General features: G+C 31.8%; 15 protein-coding genes. 11 read left to right on the top strand and 4 right to left on the bottom strand.

From position 1 onward, the window contains the following. Nucleotides 1-3: 3 nt before the first annotated feature. The 6 genes from ACWA1B_RS04465 (at nt 4) to rpe (ending at nt 8635) form a co-directional block, all read left to right on the top strand. A complete protein-coding gene (locus ACWA1B_RS04465) occupies nt 4-2769 on the top strand; it encodes a TonB-dependent receptor (RefSeq protein ID WP_456904639.1) in 2766 nt (921 codons plus the stop codon). Nucleotides 2770-2781: 12 nt separating this feature from the next. Beyond that, entirely contained in the window at nt 2782-4005 is a 1224-nt protein-coding gene (locus ACWA1B_RS04460; protein WP_456904638.1) for a DUF4249 domain-containing protein, read from the top strand. A gap of 20 nt (nt 4006-4025) precedes the next feature. Beyond that, a complete protein-coding gene (locus tag ACWA1B_RS04455; RefSeq protein ID WP_456904637.1) occupies nt 4026-5768 on the top strand; it encodes a hypothetical protein in 1743 nt (580 codons plus the stop codon). 312 nt (nt 5769-6080) lie between these two features. Continuing rightward, on the top strand, nt 6081-6593 hold the full coding sequence (locus ACWA1B_RS04450) for a hypothetical protein (RefSeq protein ID WP_456904636.1): 513 nt from the start codon (nt 6081-6083) through the stop codon (nt 6591-6593). A gap of 81 nt (nt 6594-6674) precedes the next feature. Further along, a complete protein-coding gene (locus ACWA1B_RS04445; RefSeq protein ID WP_007804760.1) occupies nt 6675-7538 on the top strand; it encodes a sigma-70 family RNA polymerase sigma factor in 864 nt (287 codons plus the stop codon). Between the two features lie 434 nt (nt 7539-7972). Then, nucleotides 7973-8635, top strand: coding sequence for a ribulose-phosphate 3-epimerase (rpe, locus tag ACWA1B_RS04440; protein WP_456904635.1), 663 nt, complete (start codon nt 7973-7975; stop codon nt 8633-8635). Here rpe and ACWA1B_RS04435 read toward each other — a convergent pair. Both ACWA1B_RS04435 and ACWA1B_RS04430 read right to left on the bottom strand, forming a co-directional pair. Further along, nucleotides 8612-9400, bottom strand: a complete 789-nt coding sequence (locus tag ACWA1B_RS04435; RefSeq protein ID WP_456904634.1) for a DNA/RNA non-specific endonuclease — start codon at nt 9398-9400, stop codon at nt 8612-8614. The genes rpe and ACWA1B_RS04435 overlap by 24 nt on opposite strands. A 93-nt stretch (nt 9401-9493) precedes the next feature. Continuing rightward, nucleotides 9494-11677 carry a carboxy terminal-processing peptidase gene (locus ACWA1B_RS04430; protein ID WP_456904633.1) on the bottom strand — a complete coding sequence of 728 codons (2184 nt, stop codon included), beginning with the start codon at nt 11675-11677 and terminating at the stop codon, nt 9494-9496. A gap of 213 nt (nt 11678-11890) precedes the next feature. Here ACWA1B_RS04430 and surE point away from each other — a divergent pair, with 213 nt between their 5' ends. The 5 genes from surE to ACWA1B_RS04405 all read left to right on the top strand — a co-directional run bounded on the left by surE (nt 11891) and on the right by ACWA1B_RS04405 (nt 16700). Beyond that, entirely contained in the window at nt 11891-12670 is a 780-nt protein-coding gene (gene surE, locus ACWA1B_RS04425) for a 5'/3'-nucleotidase SurE (protein ID WP_456904632.1), read from the top strand. After that, nucleotides 12663-12935, top strand: coding sequence for a hypothetical protein (locus ACWA1B_RS04420; protein WP_035645776.1), 273 nt, complete (start codon nt 12663-12665; stop codon nt 12933-12935). The genes surE and ACWA1B_RS04420 overlap by 8 nt, the downstream gene beginning before the upstream one ends. 67 nt (nt 12936-13002) lie before the next feature. Beyond that, nucleotides 13003-14121: a lipid-A-disaccharide synthase gene (gene lpxB, locus ACWA1B_RS04415; protein ID WP_456904631.1), complete on the top strand. Its 1119-nt coding sequence runs from the start codon at nt 13003-13005 to the stop codon at nt 14119-14121. A gap of 11 nt (nt 14122-14132) precedes the next feature. After that, nucleotides 14133-14618, top strand: a complete 486-nt coding sequence (locus tag ACWA1B_RS04410; protein ID WP_456904630.1) for a C40 family peptidase — start codon at nt 14133-14135, stop codon at nt 14616-14618. Between the two features lie 45 nt (nt 14619-14663). After that, nucleotides 14664-16700: a ComEC/Rec2 family competence protein gene (locus tag ACWA1B_RS04405; protein WP_456904629.1), complete on the top strand. Its 2037-nt coding sequence runs from the start codon at nt 14664-14666 to the stop codon at nt 16698-16700. A 6-nt stretch (nt 16701-16706) separates the two neighbouring features. Here ACWA1B_RS04405 and ACWA1B_RS04400 read toward each other — a convergent pair whose 3' ends face one another. Together ACWA1B_RS04400 and ACWA1B_RS04395 are read right to left on the bottom strand one after the other, a co-directional pair. Then, entirely contained in the window at nt 16707-17156 is a 450-nt protein-coding gene (locus tag ACWA1B_RS04400; protein ID WP_456904628.1) for a thioredoxin family protein, read from the bottom strand. A 249-nt stretch (nt 17157-17405) separates the two neighbouring features. After that, entirely contained in the window at nt 17406-17858 is a 453-nt protein-coding gene (locus ACWA1B_RS04395; RefSeq protein ID WP_456904627.1) for a thioredoxin family protein, read from the bottom strand. Nucleotides 17859-17947: the final 89 nt, after the last annotated feature.

Raw genomic sequence — 17947 nt, 5'->3', positions numbered from 1 at the left:
AGAATGAAAAAAACTATACTTACCATATTTTTATTAGCTTTTTACACGATATCATTTAGTCAGGAAAAAAACGATAAAATTACAATTGAATTTAATAATGCCAATCTAAAAACAGCATTAGAAAAAATCGAACAGGTAACTGGTTACAAATTTTACTTTGACCAAAGCTGGTTTGCCGACGAAACTAATTTGATTACTAAAAGTTACACCGATATTTCTATTGATAATTTGCTGGAAAGCGTTTTTGAGAAAACGGCTCTGAACTATTATATCATCGATAAAAAAGTAATTCTTTCAAAAAACAGCACAATTCACAGCTCACTTCCCGATAATTATTTTTCAGTTTCAGAAACTCCGCAAACAAATCAAGTTACAGCAAAACCTGTATTTCATCAACAATATGACACGTTAACACAAAAAAGTAATACTGCTGGTGTCATCTACATTGGTAAGGAGAAAAAAGGCGGAGAATTAAAAACGTATGTTCTTTCAGGTTTTATCAAAAATATAAAAACAAAAAATGACCTTTCTAATGCAACAGTTAGGGTTCGGGATAAAAACATTAGTACTGTTACTAATAATGATGGTTCTTACAAAATTACTGTGCCATTTGGGCTAAACTATATAGATGTAGAATTAGTAAACCACAAAAAAACGACCGAAACCGTAATGGTTTATGATAATGGGAAACTGGACATTTTTCTGTACGAAAGCATAAATGAACTAGATGAAGTCGTTATTAAAAAGAATGCCAACAAAAATGTAAAAGATGTTATATCGGGAGTTTCGACTATTGATGTAGAAAAAATTAAAAATATACCGCTGGTTCTTGGAGAAAGAGACATTTTTAGAGTAGCGACAACTTTGCCTGGAATAAAAACGACGGGAGAAGGTTCTGCCGGATTTAATGTTAGAGGAGGAAAAGACGACCAAAACCTTATTCTTTTAGACAATGCCGTTTTGTATAACACCTCGCATTTCTTAGGTTTTTTCTCCGCCGTAAATCCTTATACAACGAGCAAAGTAGATATTTACAAAGGAAGTATTCCTGCCAGATTTGGAGGCAGATTATCTTCTGTTTTTGATATTGCTTCAAAAAATGGAAATCCGGAGAAATTTTCTGGCGAAGCTGGAATTGGATCTGTAACCAGTAATTTATCTATTGGAGCTCCAATCATAAAAAACAAGGCAAGTTTGTTAGTTGGAGTAAGAACAACATACTCTGAATGGATTCTAAAAAAATTAGACAATGAAAATTTAAAAAATAGCGAGGCAGCATTTTTTGACGGAATTATAAAGTACAATCACAAAATCAATCCAAATAACAATATTGAGTCAACGTTTTACTATAGTAAAGATCGTTTTAGTATTTCTTCAGATTCTGTTTATAAATATAGTAATGCGCTAATCTCGCTAAAATGGAATCACGCATTCAGCAGCAAAACTAAAGCCGATTTTATTTTCACTAATAGTGACTATAAATTCAATATTGATTTTGATAATGGAACACCAAATTCTTTCGATTACGGATATAAATTAAATGAAACTCAATTTATAGCAAATCTCAATTATTCCTTAAATAGCAAACATGCTTTTAATTATGGTATTTCGAGCAAGCTTTACAATGTTGAGCCAGGTTATCTTAATCCAAAAACTGCTGATTCGAAAATTATTCCGATAAAAATTGATGATGAAAAAGCGCTGGAATCTGCTTTGTATTTTTCTGACAACTATACACTAAATGATAAAATATTAATTAGTCTTGGCCTGCGATATTCTACATATTCAGCACTTGGAGAATCTACGCAGCAAGTTTATAAGGAAAATGCACCTGTTAATGACAACAACGTAATTGGTACAAACTATTACAAAAAAAATGAAGTCATAAAAACCTACGGCGGATTTGAACCAAGAATAGCAATGCGTTATCTATTTACAGATGATTTTTCTATAAAAGGCAGTTTCGACAAAACCTATCAGTATATTCATTTACTAACAAACAATACAACACAATCGCCAACTGACGCCTGGAAATTATCAGATTTAAACATTGCTCCGCAGGAAGCACGTCAATATTCTCTAGGATTTTACAAAAATCTGGATAATGACAACGTAGAATTAAGCTTAGAAGGATATTATAAAAAATCATACAATCTTCTGGACTATAAAGTAGGATCTGAATTAATGCTGCAAGAAAACACCGAGACACAGCTGTTGCAAGGAGAAGGAAAAGCGTATGGAGTTGAATTTCTAGTTAAAAAAAATGCCGGAAAACTTAATGGTTGGCTGGGATATACTTATTCACGCACTTTTATAAAATCTGACAGTCAGTTTCTTGATGAAAAAGTTAACAATGGTCATTATTTTCCAACAAACTTTGACAAACCGCACGAAGTAAGCGCTGTACTCAATTATAAGTTTACACAACGATACAGTTTATCAAGTAATTTTGTATATCAATCAGGACGACCTATCACCTTCCCTATTGGAAGTTATATTTATAATGGCATGGAATATACACTGTACAGTGACCGAAATAAATATAGAATACCTGACTATTATCGATTAGATATTGGTTTTAATATTGAAGGTAATCATAAAATAAAAAAGCTGTCACATAGCTTCTGGAATATATCAATTTATAATGTTTTAGGCCGAAATAATCCATACTCGATCTTTTTTATAACGACAAATGGACAAATAAAAGCATACAAAACTTCTATATTTTCTGTGCCAATTCCGACTATAACATATAATATTAAATTTTAATCATTAAAATAAATGAAATTTAAAACCCAGCATATTAATCCCTTGTACAAGATGTTGTTTTTTGCAATTTTCTGTCTTTCTGTTAGTAGCTGTACCGAGCAATATATTTTTCAATCAAACACATTTGAAAGTATACTGGTCGTACAAGCTAATATCACAAACGAATTGAAGAAACAAGAAATAAAAATTAGCCGCTCGTACCGCCTTGGAGAAAAAGAACAAGCATTTGAAAAAGGAGCAAATATTTATGTGACCGACAGTGAAAACAATAATTACGATTTTGAACTTGAAGATTTTTCTGGTCTTTATGTTTCAAAAAACCCTTTTCAGGCAGTTCCGGGAAGATCGTATCAATTAAACATCACTACAAATGATGGTAAATCCTATTCATCTGCTTTACAAACTTTGACATCTGTTAGTGAAATTAATGTAGAACCAAAAGTTGAAACAGTTGATGGCATTAAAGGAGTGCAAATAGTCGTAACCAGTAATGATCCTACTGCAAGTTCAAAATTTTACAGGTTTGAGTACGAAGAAACGTATAAAATTATACCGCCTTACTGGAGCCCCAACAAACTTAAGGTTGATCCACTTAGCAGCTCAATTGAAGAGCCTGATTTTTTAGTTGTTCCCAGAGAAAAAGAAACAAGAGTTTGCTACACCACAAAAAAATCAGATGATTTAATTTTAATCAACAATGTGGGCAAAAGCGAAGATCGCATCAATTTCCCCATACGTTTCATAGATATGGGCAGTTCTATACTAAATGAGCGATATAGTATTATAGTACGCCAATATGTACAAAGTTCAGAATCTTATACCTATTATGAAACATTAAAAACGCTTTCTACTTCCTCTAGTTTATTTTCACAAGTACAACCTGGATTTAATTACGGAAATATAAAAAACAATGATGATCCTGAAGAAAAAGTAATAGGCTATTTTGAAGTTTCATCTGTTTCTTCAAAAAGAATCTTTTTCAATTTTAGAGATATCTTCCCAGTAGAGCCATATCCGCCATACTTTATGCAATGTTATCCAGTAGAATTAAGTAATTGCTGGGATGCAAAAGGCTGTGCTGGTGCTACTATACTGGCTCTGGTTAAAGCTCAAGTACCTGAAAAAGTATATTATGGTAATCGCCAAAATATGGATATAGTAGTCTTTGTTGAGTCTCCATGTGGTGACTGTACCAGCGTTTCATCTAACATAAAACCTTTATTTTGGATAGATTAAAAAAAATAATCAGCTTAATTATGCTCATAATTGGATCTTCAGTTATTGGGCAAAATAATTCATTTCAGAAAAATATAATGATTAATAAATCAACTTCTGAAAATATTTTTATCCATTTAAGCAACACAACATTAATCGCAGGAGAAACGTTGCATTGCAAATTCTATTGCCTAAATCCTTCTGATAACACATTTAGTCCCATCAGCAAAATTGCTCATGTAGAACTTCTTGATAGTCAAAATCAGAATGTCCTTACCAATAAAATTTATCTTGAAAATGGTGCCGGACAGGGCGATTTTTTTATTCCTACAACAGTTAACACAGGCAATTATAAACTTGTCGCTTATACAAACTGGATGTTAAATAAAAAAGAATCCAAAATATCTCAAGTTGATTTAATAATAATAAATCCATATTTAGTAAGCAAAAACAACATTGCCAATAAAAATTCTGAAGCTCAAAAAAGCGAAGTAAAAATCATAGAATCTAATTCCCAAGAAAAAAACATGGCAAAAAGCGAACTTTTTGCCTTAGAATTGGACAAAAAAAATGCTTCAACAAGAGAACAAATTCAGCTTAAAATAAAAACTTTAAAAGCACTTAACGCTGCTGGCGGAAGTTTTTCAGTATCCATCAAAAGAGCCGATAATTTACCTTCCAGAAAACAGAAAGATGCTAATGAATACGCAAAATCAAATTTAAAAAGCTCCTTAAACGACAGTTTACACTTTTTGCCAGAACTGAGAGGAGAAATCTTATCTGGTTCTATTATCAATAACAAAAATCCAGAAGGAGTGATTGGTAAAAATGTTGCATTATCGATTCCTGGCAAAGATTTTTCATTTAAAATTGTCAAAACCGATCAATTAGGGAGGTTCCATTTTATTTTAGATAAAGAACCAAACTATTCCAATATCACTGTTCAGGTTATAGAAGCTGATAGAGCTGATTTTAGCATTGAAATGAATAAAAATAAAGATTATGATTTATCTGAAATAAAACAAATAGATGAATTGAACTTAACTTCGGATTACAAAAAAAATATCGAAGAAAGATCTGTGGCCAATCAAATTGAAAACATCTATTATTCACTCAAAAAAGATAGTATAAAGGCGAGTAAAAAAGCAATTTCATTCTATCATCCTTTAGAAAAAGTATATATTCTTGGAGATTACACTAAATTTCCAACTTTAAAGGAAACAGTGACTGAAATATTAAAAGAAGTCTATTATAAGGAAGAAAACAACAGTTTTACTTTAGGTGTAAGAGACATCAATTATGATTTAAAATTTTTCTCTGAACCAGCTTTAGTGCTTGTTGATGGGTTGTTAATTCAAAATAACAACGAATTAAAAGATTATAAAATGGAAAACGTTTATAAAGTAAGTGTTGTACCGGGAGTTTATCTCTATGGTCCTTCAGCTTTCAACGGCATCATTAGTTTTACAACAAAAAACAATGACTATGAGAGCAAAGAAAAAGGAAGTTATATTTTGAAAACAGAAATCCAGAGACCTCAGGAAAAAATATCATACTTCAAACCTGATTATACAGATAAAAACAAATATGACAGGATTCCAGATTATAGACATCAATTGCTTTGGATGCCGGATTTAACTCTAAATAGTCCTGAAAGTACAATTTCTTTCTTTACATCTGATGTTGCCGGAGTATATGAAATAGATTTAGAAGGTTTTACAAAAGATGGTATTCCAGTATCATTAAAAGAAACCTTTGAAGTTAAAGATGTAAAAATGAATTAAAAATTACAATTTGATCTTATAAAAATCCTTGTTTCACATTATAGAAGCAAGGATTTTTTATTATTTGACGCAACCTTTTTATTTATAAATACTATTAATTAGAATCTGTAATAACAGAGTCAGAAAATAAATTTCAAAATTATAATACTAAAATTTGAATTTAGACCAACTCATAAAAGACTGCATTAAGCAAAACAGAAAAGCACAGGAAGAGTTATACAAAATGTAAAAAAAACTCTTTTTGTTTTAAGCCTGAAGTATCTTTCAAAAAGCCACCCTGTAAGCTCGCATTATGGAGTTTATGTCAAAACTATGTTTGACAAATTCGGCTTCCGAGCTGGCTTTTCAAAGATTAATTTAAAAATTACGAAAGCACTCGGTCAAAATTTAATTACGAATTATAATAACATCGATTTGAAATCGGACGTTAATATAAAAGATACTTTTGCAAATTCAGGTGATATTGAATTGCAACAAAAACTTTCTTATTATGAAATTCCACTGGCTTTTAATTATGCACTAAAAAAAGACGATACTAAATTTGGAATCGATGACTTTACCGGATTCAGCTTTTTAATATTAGACAAAAATGAGCTTTATTTGAAATCTGAAAAAGTTGAAAAACAAACGATTGGAGAAGCAAAAAATATTTCTGGGGTAAATATTTCCTATGATCTCGGAATAGGCTTCAAATACAAATTAACAGATAAAATTGGCTTAGATTTAAAGCCGATTTTTAAATATTATTCAAATACTTTTAAAGAAAATGGCGAATCAAAACCTTACAGTTTATCACTACAAACAGGAATTAATTATAAATTTTAAAATATTTTTTAATTAGTTGTAACTTTTTTGATACTTCATACGTATAACCACTTGTACACTTAAAAATTGAGGAGACAAAACATGAGACAACTTAAAATCACCAAGCAGGTAACTAATCGTGAAACTGCATCGTTAGATAAATATCTACAAGAAATCGGAAAAGTTGACCTAATTACCGCTGATGAAGAGGTAGAATTAGCACAAAGAATTAAGGCAGGTGATCAAAGAGCATTAGAAAAATTAACAAAAGCCAACCTACGTTTCGTTGTATCGGTGGCTAAACAATATCAAAATCAAGGATTAACTCTTCCTGACTTAATTAACGAAGGAAACTTAGGTCTTATCAAAGCTGCACAACGTTTTGATGAAACTCGTGGATTTAAATTTATCTCTTACGCAGTATGGTGGATTCGTCAATCGATTCTACAAGCATTAGCAGAACAATCTCGTATCGTTCGTTTACCTTTGAACAAAATTGGTTCTATCAATAAGATCAACAAAATGTATGCGTTATTAGAGCAATCTAATGAGCGCCCACCTTCTGCTGAAGAAATTGCAAAAGAACTTGACATGACTGTAAATGACGTAAAAGAGTCTATGAAAAACTCTGGTCGTCACTTATCTATGGATGCACCTCTTGTTGAAGGTGAAGATTCTAACCTTTATGACGTTTTACGTTCTGGAGAATCTCCAAACCCAGACAGAGAATTAATTCACGAATCATTACGTACTGAAATTGAGCGTTCATTAGAAACATTAACTCCAAGAGAGGCTGATGTAGTTCGTTTGTATTTTGGTCTTGGCGATCAACACCCGATGACTCTTGAAGAAATTGGAGAAACTTTCGACCTAACTCGTGAGCGTGTTCGTCAGATTAAAGAAAAAGCAATCCGCAGATTGAAACATACTTCTAGAAGTAAAATTCTTAAAACATACTTAGGATAAAACAATATTTGTTTCAGGTTTAAAGTTTCAGGTTGTTTCGTGCAACTTGAAACATGAAGCATGAAACCTTTGTACCGCAAACAACAGTTTGATTGACTGTTCGTTTTTTGATTGATGATTGAAACTCCGGCTGATTACCGGAGTTTTTTATTTTATTTTTTTTCACCGCAAAATTCGTCAAGGTTTTTTCGCACAGTATAATCTTTATTTGAAGTTTTTTGCAACAGATTAAAGGATTAAAATGATTAAAAATCTTCTCGCAGATCTTGCAGATTTAGCAGATTCATTTTACTGAATTTATTGCGAAATAATTTAATCAGATCTACACAATCTGCTAAATCTGCGTGAAAAAAACTTAGCGCACCTTGCGTAATTCTTTGCGCTCTTTGCGGTTAAAAAAAATTATATTTGTAAAAAAAAAACAACACACTACAATGAAAAATACACTTATAGCTCCTTCAGTTCTTGCTGCTGATTTTGCAAATCTGCAACGCGATGTCGAAATGATCAATAACAGTCAAGCTGATTGGTTTCATATTGACATTATGGATGGAGTTTTTGTTCCGAATATCTCTTTTGGAATGCCTGTTTTAGAAGCAATTTCGAAACACGCAAAAAAAACAATCGATGTACATTTAATGATTATTGATCCCGATCGTTACATTAAAACTTTTGCCGATTTAGGAGCCGATATCTTAACAGTTCATTATGAAGCTTGTACACATCTACACAGAACACTTCAAGCCATTAAAGCAGAAGGAATGAAAGCCGGAGTTGCAATAAACCCTCATACTAACGTCGACTTATTAGAAGATGTGATAAACGATATCGATTTGGTTTTAGTAATGAGCGTAAATCCAGGTTTTGGTGGACAATCATTTATCGAAAACACTTATGCCAAAATTGAAAAACTAAAAGCTTTGATCACTCGTAAAAATACTTCAACATTAATTGAAATTGATGGCGGTGTAACAAGCAAAAATGCAAAACAATTAGTAGAAGCCGGAGCAGATGTTTTAGTTGCAGGAAGCTTTGTTTTTAAAGCCGAAAATCCAACTCAGACTATTCAGGAATTAAAAGTCCTTACTGCTTTTTAAGTTTTTCAAATTCGGAAAGAAATCAATTCCAGTCATTTTTTCCAAAGTTTCAATCGGAACAACAAAATCATAAATGGATTTGTCACTGTCTTCATTCGGAACTAAAAAAGCAATTGCATTATGCTCTTTTCCAGATTTAGCCAGAACGATTTTATAAAAATATTTAGGGACAGCAACATTTTCTGTCCCTATTTTTTTGTCTGAATCTTTTAGAATTCCTCCGGTTACTACATAAATATCATTGTATTTTCCAGCCCAATAACGTGTTTTTTGCTCTATTCTGTTCCAAATTCCGCCATTGAAATCGTGCTTTTGAGGAGAAATATTAGAAGTATAAAAAGTATCGTTATAAGCATCTTTATTGAATTCCATATCACCAGCAGGACAAAGATGCCCTTTATCATAGCCTGATTTTTTATAATTTCTCCAATCTGCAGAACCCGTTGTTACTTTTGGATCTTCAATAAAATAAGGCCGCTTATAATCACCATTTTTCAAATATTCCTTTTTTAATTCGTACGCAACCCATTCTGCCTGCTCAAATTTCTCATTATAAGAAAGTGTATAATATTGATGCTTCACAATTTGTCCTGTCGTTGAAGTTGGCAAATAGGAAATAGTATACAAAGAATCTGTAGTGTTTCGCACCGAAGCCGAAGTAAAAGGTGTCGGTTTTTCTGGCAGTGCTTCTACTCTTTCTGAATTCTCTTTTTTACAAGAAAGCAATACCAAACCTATCAAAACTAAAACAATATAATTCTTCATCTTTTATTTTATTACGAAATAAACTTACAAAAAAATGCTCCATAAATAATATATCTATGGAGCATTTTAATAACAAATTAATTCTTTATTGAACTAAGATTTCACTAGTTTATCCTTTTTCATTTTAGGAGTAACAGTATTTTTTACATAACTTTTAGTTTGCAAATCATCTAAAACATTCAAAGCTTCTTCTACATAAACGTCTTTAGCTAATGCCTGGTGCCAAGCCTCTCTTTTTTCTTTTAATGTAGCATCATTATTCATTTCAAGTTCTTCATAAGGCAATGATTTGAAAACCAAATTGTTTTTATAATCTGCAATTGGTTTGTATTTTTTACCTTCATTTTCAACTTGTTCCTGAGTTGCTTTAAAGTTTTTAATATTTAAACTATAAGTGTTCTCTTTATTTTTAATATCAATCCATTTTGCATTGTCCTCAATTAATTTGAATTGATCATTATTAGCGATTCTGTTACGGCTGTTATTGATTGCCTGATTGAATTTTTCGTTAGAAGTCCATGTGCTATAATCAGCTGGATCAATTTTGTCCCAAGGCATTGCGTTATCAATGTCGCGCTCACCCATTTTTAAATAAGCGTAACGATCTGGCATTACAACATCACTATGAACACCTTCTAATTGAGTCGAACCTCCGTTGATTCTATAGAATTTTTGCCCAGTAATTTTCAAAGCACCTAAATCTCCGTAATTTGCATTACGTACAAACTGATTCAAATCAAGAACATTTTGTACTGTTCCTTTTCCATAAGTTTGTTTACTTCCAATGATTACGCCACGTTTATAATCCTGAATTGCAGCAGCCAAAATCTCTGAAGCCGAAGCTGAGAAACTGTTCACCATAATTACTAATGGACCGTCCCACTCGATTTTTTTATCTTTATCGTATAAAACTTCTTTCTTTTTACCAGCAGATTTTACTTGTACAATTGGTCCTTCTTCAATGAATAAACCAGCAATATCAACAACTGTAGAAAGAGATCCTCCTCCGTCATCACGCACGTCAAGAACAATACCGTTGATATCTTCTTTTTTCAGTCTTTCTACTTCAAGAGCAATATCTTTTCCGGCGTCACGGCCATCTTTGTTTTCAAAATCAATATAGAATTTTGGTAAATAAATTACACCGTATTTCAGTCCGTTTCTTTCAACAATACTTGATTTAGCGTATGTTTCTTCAATTTCAACAACATCTCTGATGATTGAAATTACTTTAATAGTTCCGTCAACTTTTTTAACAGTAAGTTTTACTTCAGTTCCTTTATGACCTTTGATTTTTTTCACAACATCATCAAGACGCATTCCTACAACATCAACTGGCTCTTCGTTTCCTTGTCCCACTTTCAAAATCATATCACCTGCTTCAAGCTGTTTTCCTTTCCATGCTGGTCCGCCAGAAATTAACTCATCAATTTGAGTGAAATCATTTTTCTTCGTTAAACGAGCACCAATTCCTTCCAATTTTCCACTGATGTTAACATCAAAACGATCTTTTTCTTCTGGAGCAAAATAACTTGTATGAGGATCAAAACGAGTCATGATTGAGTTTACGTAAACAGAAAACCAATCTTCTTTATTCAAATCTTTAATCAAACTGAAATTATCATCCAACGATTTTAAAGAACTCTCGCGAGTTTCTTTCTCTAATGTTTCAAAAGATTTTTCTTTGTAAGCAGGATCTGCTTTCTTTTTATCTTCTTCTAATTTTTGTTTGGTAACCAATGAAGAAAGTGTCGATAATTTAATTTGTTTTCTCCATCTTTCATTGATTTCTGTTGCATTTTTAGCATAAGGAAGATGCTCATAATCGGCATTAAAAGTCTCGTCAACATTATAGTTAAAAGGCTGCGCTAAAATTGTTTTGTAACGTTTTTTACTTTCTTCCATACGTTTCATCAATCTTGTATAAGTAAGATTAAAAAACGTAAGATCTTTGTTTAAAAACTGGTCATCAAGCTGTAATTCGTACTGCTTAAATTCATCAATATCTGACTGCAGGAAAAACCTTTTTGAAGGATCCAGTGCATCAATATAATCTTTAAAAATTCCTTTAGAAAATTCATCATTTATCTCAGCCGGACTATAGTGTCCTTTTTCAATAACAAAGGCAAGCAGTTCTAAAAGCGTTTTGTCTCTATTTGGATCCGGATCTTCAGACTTATCAGCATTTATTTTAAATGCAAACAGGGTAACAGATAAGCATAATACGGCTATAAGTATTTTATAATTTCTTTTCATAAACTTAATAATAGCATTCATCAAATTTTTTAATCTAAGTTACGGTAAAAACTGTGCCAACAAGGCCAAGCTCACTATAATTTTTTGTTAAAGATATAAAATTGTTTCTTGTTCAAAAGTCCTTTAAGATTTAGTTTACAATTTTTATTTATTTGTTAGAAATCTACCAAAATCTGTTACTACATTTGCCTAAAGAAGCTTTAATTTTGATAAAACAAAAAATTCAACCATAGCATGAAAGACGAAAAACCCTTAATATTAGTAACCAATGACGACGGAATTCTGGCGCCCGGAATCAGAGCTTTAATTAGTGTTATGGAAACCATCGGAGAAGTAGTGGTTGTTGCGCCTGATAAACCGCAAAGTGCAATGGGGCATGCCATAACAATCAATAATACTTTGTTTTTAGATAAAATTTCAAACGAGAAAGATACTATCACAGAATACAGCTGTTCTGGAACTCCCGTAGATTGTGTAAAACTGGCCGTAAATGAAATTTTGAAAAGAAAACCAGACCTTTGTGTTTCTGGAATAAATCACGGTTCAAACTCTTCGATCAATGTGATTTATTCTGGAACAATGAGCGCCGCTGTCGAAGCCGGAATCGAAGGAATTCAGGCCATAGGTTTTTCTCTGCTAGACTTTGACTGGAATGCCGATTTTGAGCCTGTAAAATCATTCGTTAAAAAAATAGTTCTTGAAACGCTTGCCAATAAATTACCCACAGGCGTCGTTTTAAATGTAAATTTTCCGAAATTAAAAGAAAACGAAATAAAGGGAATTAAAATTTGCCGTCAGGCGAAAGCGTACTATGCGCAGAAATTTGACAAACGACAAACCCCTTTTGGGAAAGATTATTACTGGTTGACCGGAAAATTCACAAACGAAGATAAGGGCGAAGATACAGATGAATGGGCTCTCGAAAATGGCTATATTTCTGTTGTTCCCGTTCAGTTTGACTTAACGGCTCATCATTCAATGCAACAACTTAATACCTGGAAATTAAATGAATAAATTAGACATACTTATTGGTTTTATTATCGGAATTATCACTTCCCTTATAGGAAGTTATCTTTTCATTAAATTATTTACCTCTTTTGATCTTTCAAATGGTCTTCAAACCATAAAACAATACGGATATTTAGGAAAAGTAATCACTTTAGGAACCGTTCTCGATCTTCTTTTATTCTTATTTCTGTTAAAAAGAAACAAAGAATTAATGGCGAGAGGCGTTGTTTTTGCTGTGATTGTTTTAGCAATTTCGACTTTGTTTATTTAAATCTTATCTTTGTTCTGCAAAAAAATGCTGTTCTTTTAAATTACAGCGCACTTTTAAAAAACTCAATATGAAATATTACATAATAGCTGGCGAAGCTTCTGGAGATTTACATGGTTCAAATTTAATGAAAGCTTTGTACGAAGAAGATCCGCAGGCTGAAATCAGATTTTGGGGAGGTGATTTAATGCAGAAAGCTGGCGGAACTTTAGTAAAACACTATCGTGACTTAGCTTTTATGGGATTTGTTGAAGTTATTTTCAATTTGAAAACAATTTTGAATAATATTAAAATCTGCAAAAAAGATATTTCTGAATTCAAGCCAGATGTATTAATTTTTATTGATTATCCAGGTTTCAATATGCGTATTGCAAAATGGGCGAAAGCTTTAAATTACAAAACGCACTATTATATTTCACCCCAAATTTGGGCTTGGAAAGAAAATAGAATTACAGCAATCAAACAAGATGTCGATAAGATGTTTGTGATTCTTCCTTTCGAAAAAAGTTTTTATGAAGACAAACATCATTTTCCAGTTGATTTTGTCGGACATCCGTTAATTGATGCTATCCAGAATCAGCCTGCTTTTGATGAAGCAACATTTAGAAAAGAAAATAAATTAGGAGAAAAACCAATTATTGCCGTTTTACCAGGAAGTCGTAAACAGGAAATCACAAAAATGCTAAGCGTAATGTTGAGCGTTGTGGATGATTTTCAGGATTATGAGTTTGTAATTGCCGGCGCTCCGAGTCAGGATTACGAATTTTATCAGCAGTTTATAAAAAACAAAAACATCGCATTTGTTTCGAACAAAACCTACGATTTGCTTCGTTCTTCAACTGCAGCATTAGTTACTTCTGGAACAGCAACTTTAGAAACAGCTCTTTTTAAAGTTCCCGAAGTTGTTTGTTATAAAGGAAGTGCGATTTCATATCAAATTGCAAAACGCATTATCACTTTAAAATACATTTCGCTTGTCAATTTAATTATGGATCAAGAAGTTGTAACTGAATTGATTCAAAGTGAATGCAACACAAAACGAATCAAAGAAGAACTTAAAAAATTATTAGAGCCTGCTTACCGCGAAAAATTGCTGAAGAACTATGATGTTTTGGAACAAAAACTTGGCGGAGTTGGTGCCAGCAAAAAAACAGCAAAACTTATTGTCGCCGACTTAAAGCAAGCTTAAACTTTTTGATTTTGAAAAAAATAATTGTTTTACTGCTTTTAGCAATCACTTTTGTCTCTTGTAAATCTTCTTCAAATGCAGTTAGCAAAAAAGAGGAAAAACGAGAAAACAAATATATTGTCAATCATTTGATCGAAACTGCATCAGAAAATATTGGCGTAAAATACAAAGCAGGCGGAACTACTAAAAACGGTTTTGACTGTTCCGGACTTGTTTACACTACTTTTGAATCTGAAAACATTCAATTGCCCAGAAGTTCATTCGAACAATCAAAAATCGGAATTGTAATTCCGGCAAAAGACGCTCAAAAAGGCGATTTAATTTTCTTTAAAACCAACAAGAGCAAACAGATAAATCATGTTGGATTAATCACAGAAATAAATTCAAACGAAATTAAATTCATACATTCCTCTACTTCAAAAGGCGTGATTATTTCTTCTACAAAAGAACCTTATTATCAAAATTCTTTTGCTCAAATCAACCGAATCGTAGAATAATATTTTTATATTCTTTTTCTTACAAATTTTTAATACTTTTAAAACATGAAAGTATTAGATTTTCCCTTAGTCAGAATTACCATTTGGTTTCTTCTCGGTATTTTATTTTTTTATTATCAACAGATCACAATGCTCGTTTCAATTATAGCGCTGCTTTTTGGTTTCGTTATTTTTCTGATTTTATACTTTTTAAGCAAAAAATATAAACTATCGATTTCGCTATTTGGCGCGAGCACCTATTTTATTTCATTTTTTATTGGCGGGATCAGCTTACTCGCACACACTGATTCGCTTCAAAAGTCAAATTATATCCATTGTAAAAAAGCTTTTGAAAAACCATGCCAAATTACATTTACAGTTCGCGAAAAACTAAAAAGCAATTCATACAGCGATCGCTACACTGCAATAATGCATTCTGTAAATGAGAAAACACAAACTGGCAAAATCATTGTCAACATCGCTAAAGACAGCACAAATAATCGCATTTTAATTGGCAATCAGATCAAAGTAAAAACAACTTTAAAACGCAACAATTCCAATAAAAATCCAAATCAGTTTGACTATGACAAATATTTAGCCGATCGCAAAATTTATGCACAGGTTTATATCAATAAATCTGAAGTCAAAATCAATAAAGAAACCACAAAAGACATTTGGTATTATTCAGATTTCCTACATCAGTGTATTATTCGAAATTTGGAAAAAGCACATTTCAACCCTGCCGAAATGAATGTAGCGCTTGCTCTGATTTTAGGACAACAACAAGAAATCTCATCCGATATAATTCAGGATTATCAATATTCTGGTGCAACACATATACTCTCTGTTTCTGGACTGCATGTTGGTTTTATTATGCTACTTATCAATTTTTTATTAAAACCAATTCCAAATACCAAGAAAGGTTCGTTTATAAAATTAATTTCCATTTTAACAGCTTTAAGTTCTTTTGCAATAATTTCGGGACTATCACCATCAGTTTTACGCTCAGTTGTAATGTTTTCTTTTCTAGCCGTTGGAAATCATCTCCGTAGAACAGGAAATATTTACCACACCCTTTTGGTTTCAATGCTGTTGATTTTACTTTTTGAGCCTTATTTTTTATTTGATGCAGGCTTCCAATTAAGCTATATTGCTCTATTTTTTATTCTTTGGCTCCAGCCACTTTTAAAAAAAATATGGAGTCCGAAAAATAAAATAACACTTTATATATGGGACGCTTTGACTGTATCATTTGCCGCACAAATAGGAGCTTTTCCTTTGTGTTTATATTATTTTCATCAATTTCCAGGTTTATTTTTCGTTACAAATATTGCAATCATTCCTGTTTTAGCATTTGTAATGGTTACGGGAATTATTGTAATGTTTTATGCCGCTTTTGATGTTCCGCCAGAACTTTTAGCTCAAATTCTGGAGAAAAGCATTTATCTTTTAAATCAAATTATTCATGCTGTTGCTTCGATAAAATCTTTTGTAATACTCGATATAAGTTTTAATTTTTATTTCTTAGTCACCTTTTATCTCCTAATATTTACATCAATTATTTGGCTAAAAAAACCTGCTTATCCAAAATTTGTATTGTTTTTGCTTGCAATAATTACAACTCAAATTTCCTTCATTTACACAAAAAAAGAAACTGAAACGAAGAAAGAAATGATTGTTTACAACGTAAAGAAAAAAACATTGATTACGATGGTTTCAGGAAAAAATGTTAATTTATTTACCACTAATAAACTTCTTTTAACTGATCCCAAAAACAGCGTTTTAAAATCTTATTTAGTTGGAAATTTCAGCAAAATAAAATCGATTACTACAATTAAAAATGTAATATTCTATAATGGAAAAAAAATATTCATTATAGACAGCTCCGGAATTTATAAAAACAACATGCAGCCCGATATTCTATTACTAATCCAATCTCCAAAAATAAACTTAGAACGCGTGCTTTCAGAAATGCAACCTAAAATTATTATTGCCGATGCCTCAAATTCCAATTCGATCCTAAAAATTTGGAAAGAAACCTGTAGCAAAAAAAATATCCCCTTTCATGCCACTGCCGAAAAGGGATATTATCAATTAAAATAAGTTATATTACTCTGGATTCATCATAATATTAGCTTCAGCAATCCATGCTTTTGCAGTTACCGGTTTGTAAGGAAGCCTACCAAGCAAATTAAAAGTTGTTTTTGTTTTTCGAACGGTAGCTAAAGTCAAACAAGCCTGTGGCAATTCAACCACGCCAAGTGCCGATTTCAAACTGACATTTTGCTCTTTTTCAGCATCAGATATTGTAGTATCTGATAAATCTAATTTTACCAAAACAACATTGTCACGAGCCCATACGACAAAATCTGGCGTATTAAAAATTTCGTTTTGAAGTTTTGTTGGTGCGCCCGCAATTGTAAAAAATATAAATAGCGGTCTTTTTTGTTCCATACTTGCTGCAACAGCATCAGTCATTGAAGTTTTCCAGACTAATCCCTGCGAATGCAGAAAAAACGAACCTAGAAAAAATACTAGAGTAAGTAATTTTTTGTTCATAATCTTTGGGGTTTAAGGAGTAGGTTAATTTCGACTAAAGTAATATAATATCCCGCTAAAATTCTCAAGTTTGAACAAAAAATTGAAAAAAAATTAAAGAAAATAGAATTTGATAATTAAAAGTTAAAAAAATATAAAAATGAAAAAAAAACACATTCTAAATTATTAAAGTATTTAACAGTGTCATAAAAAAATTCCCTTTCTACATTGTAAAAAGGGAATTTTTAAACTATTAAAAGCTGTTTTTGCCTATTCACTTGGATGCAAAATCCCATTAGATTCGGCAATCCATGCTTTTGCTCCACCAGGTTTATAGGATATTTTTCCTAGAGCGCTAAAAGTCGTTTTTGTCTTTCGGATAGATGCACTTGCAAAACAAACCTGAGGCAATTCATCTACACCAAAAGCATTTTTCAATTTAAGATTTTGTTCTTTATCACTGTCAGACGCAGCATTATCAGACAAATCAAGCTTAACGAGGATTACGTTATCACGGGACCATACAGCAAAATCCGGTGTTTTAAATATTTCATTCTGAAGATTCTCTGGTACACCTGAGGCAGTGAAAAGAATTAACATTGGCTTTCTTTGTTCATTACTAATTGCAATTGCGTCTGTCATATTTGTTTTCCAAACAAGATTTTGAGCCTGCATAAAAAATGAACCTAAAAAAAACAGTAGGGTAAGTAATTTTTTAGTCATACTATATTGGTTTTGGTTAGATAGAGTGACGAAATTAACATATTATTTTAATTTTCCAATTTTTATTAATACAAAAATTATATAATATG

This window comes from Flavobacterium xizangense, assembly GCF_054075145.1.
Note: the sequence above shows the minus strand (reverse complement) of the source record. Positions and strands in the feature narration are given on the sequence as shown.

Coding starts and splice junctions, on each gene's coding strand:
- ACWA1B_RS04465 (WP_456904639.1), top strand. CDS start 4: ATGAAAAAAACTATACTTACCATATTTTTATTAGCTTTTTACACGATA.
- ACWA1B_RS04460 (WP_456904638.1), top strand. CDS start 2,782: ATGAAATTTAAAACCCAGCATATTAATCCCTTGTACAAGATGTTGTTT.
- ACWA1B_RS04455 (WP_456904637.1), top strand. CDS start 4,026: ATGCTCATAATTGGATCTTCAGTTATTGGGCAAAATAATTCATTTCAG.
- ACWA1B_RS04450 (WP_456904636.1), top strand. CDS start 6,081: ATGTTTGACAAATTCGGCTTCCGAGCTGGCTTTTCAAAGATTAATTTA.
- ACWA1B_RS04445 (WP_007804760.1), top strand. CDS start 6,675: ATGAGACAACTTAAAATCACCAAGCAGGTAACTAATCGTGAAACTGCA.
- rpe (WP_456904635.1), top strand. CDS start 7,973: ATGAAAAATACACTTATAGCTCCTTCAGTTCTTGCTGCTGATTTTGCA.
- ACWA1B_RS04435 (WP_456904634.1), bottom strand. CDS start 9,400: ATGAAGAATTATATTGTTTTAGTTTTGATAGGTTTGGTATTGCTTTCT.
- ACWA1B_RS04430 (WP_456904633.1), bottom strand. CDS start 11,677: ATGAATGCTATTATTAAGTTTATGAAAAGAAATTATAAAATACTTATA.
- surE (WP_456904632.1), top strand. CDS start 11,891: ATGAAAGACGAAAAACCCTTAATATTAGTAACCAATGACGACGGAATT.
- ACWA1B_RS04420 (WP_035645776.1), top strand. CDS start 12,663: ATGAATAAATTAGACATACTTATTGGTTTTATTATCGGAATTATCACT.
- lpxB (WP_456904631.1), top strand. CDS start 13,003: ATGAAATATTACATAATAGCTGGCGAAGCTTCTGGAGATTTACATGGT.
- ACWA1B_RS04405 (WP_456904629.1), top strand. CDS start 14,664: ATGAAAGTATTAGATTTTCCCTTAGTCAGAATTACCATTTGGTTTCTT.
- ACWA1B_RS04400 (WP_456904628.1), bottom strand. CDS start 17,156: ATGAACAAAAAATTACTTACTCTAGTATTTTTTCTAGGTTCGTTTTTT.
- ACWA1B_RS04395 (WP_456904627.1), bottom strand. CDS start 17,858: ATGACTAAAAAATTACTTACCCTACTGTTTTTTTTAGGTTCATTTTTT.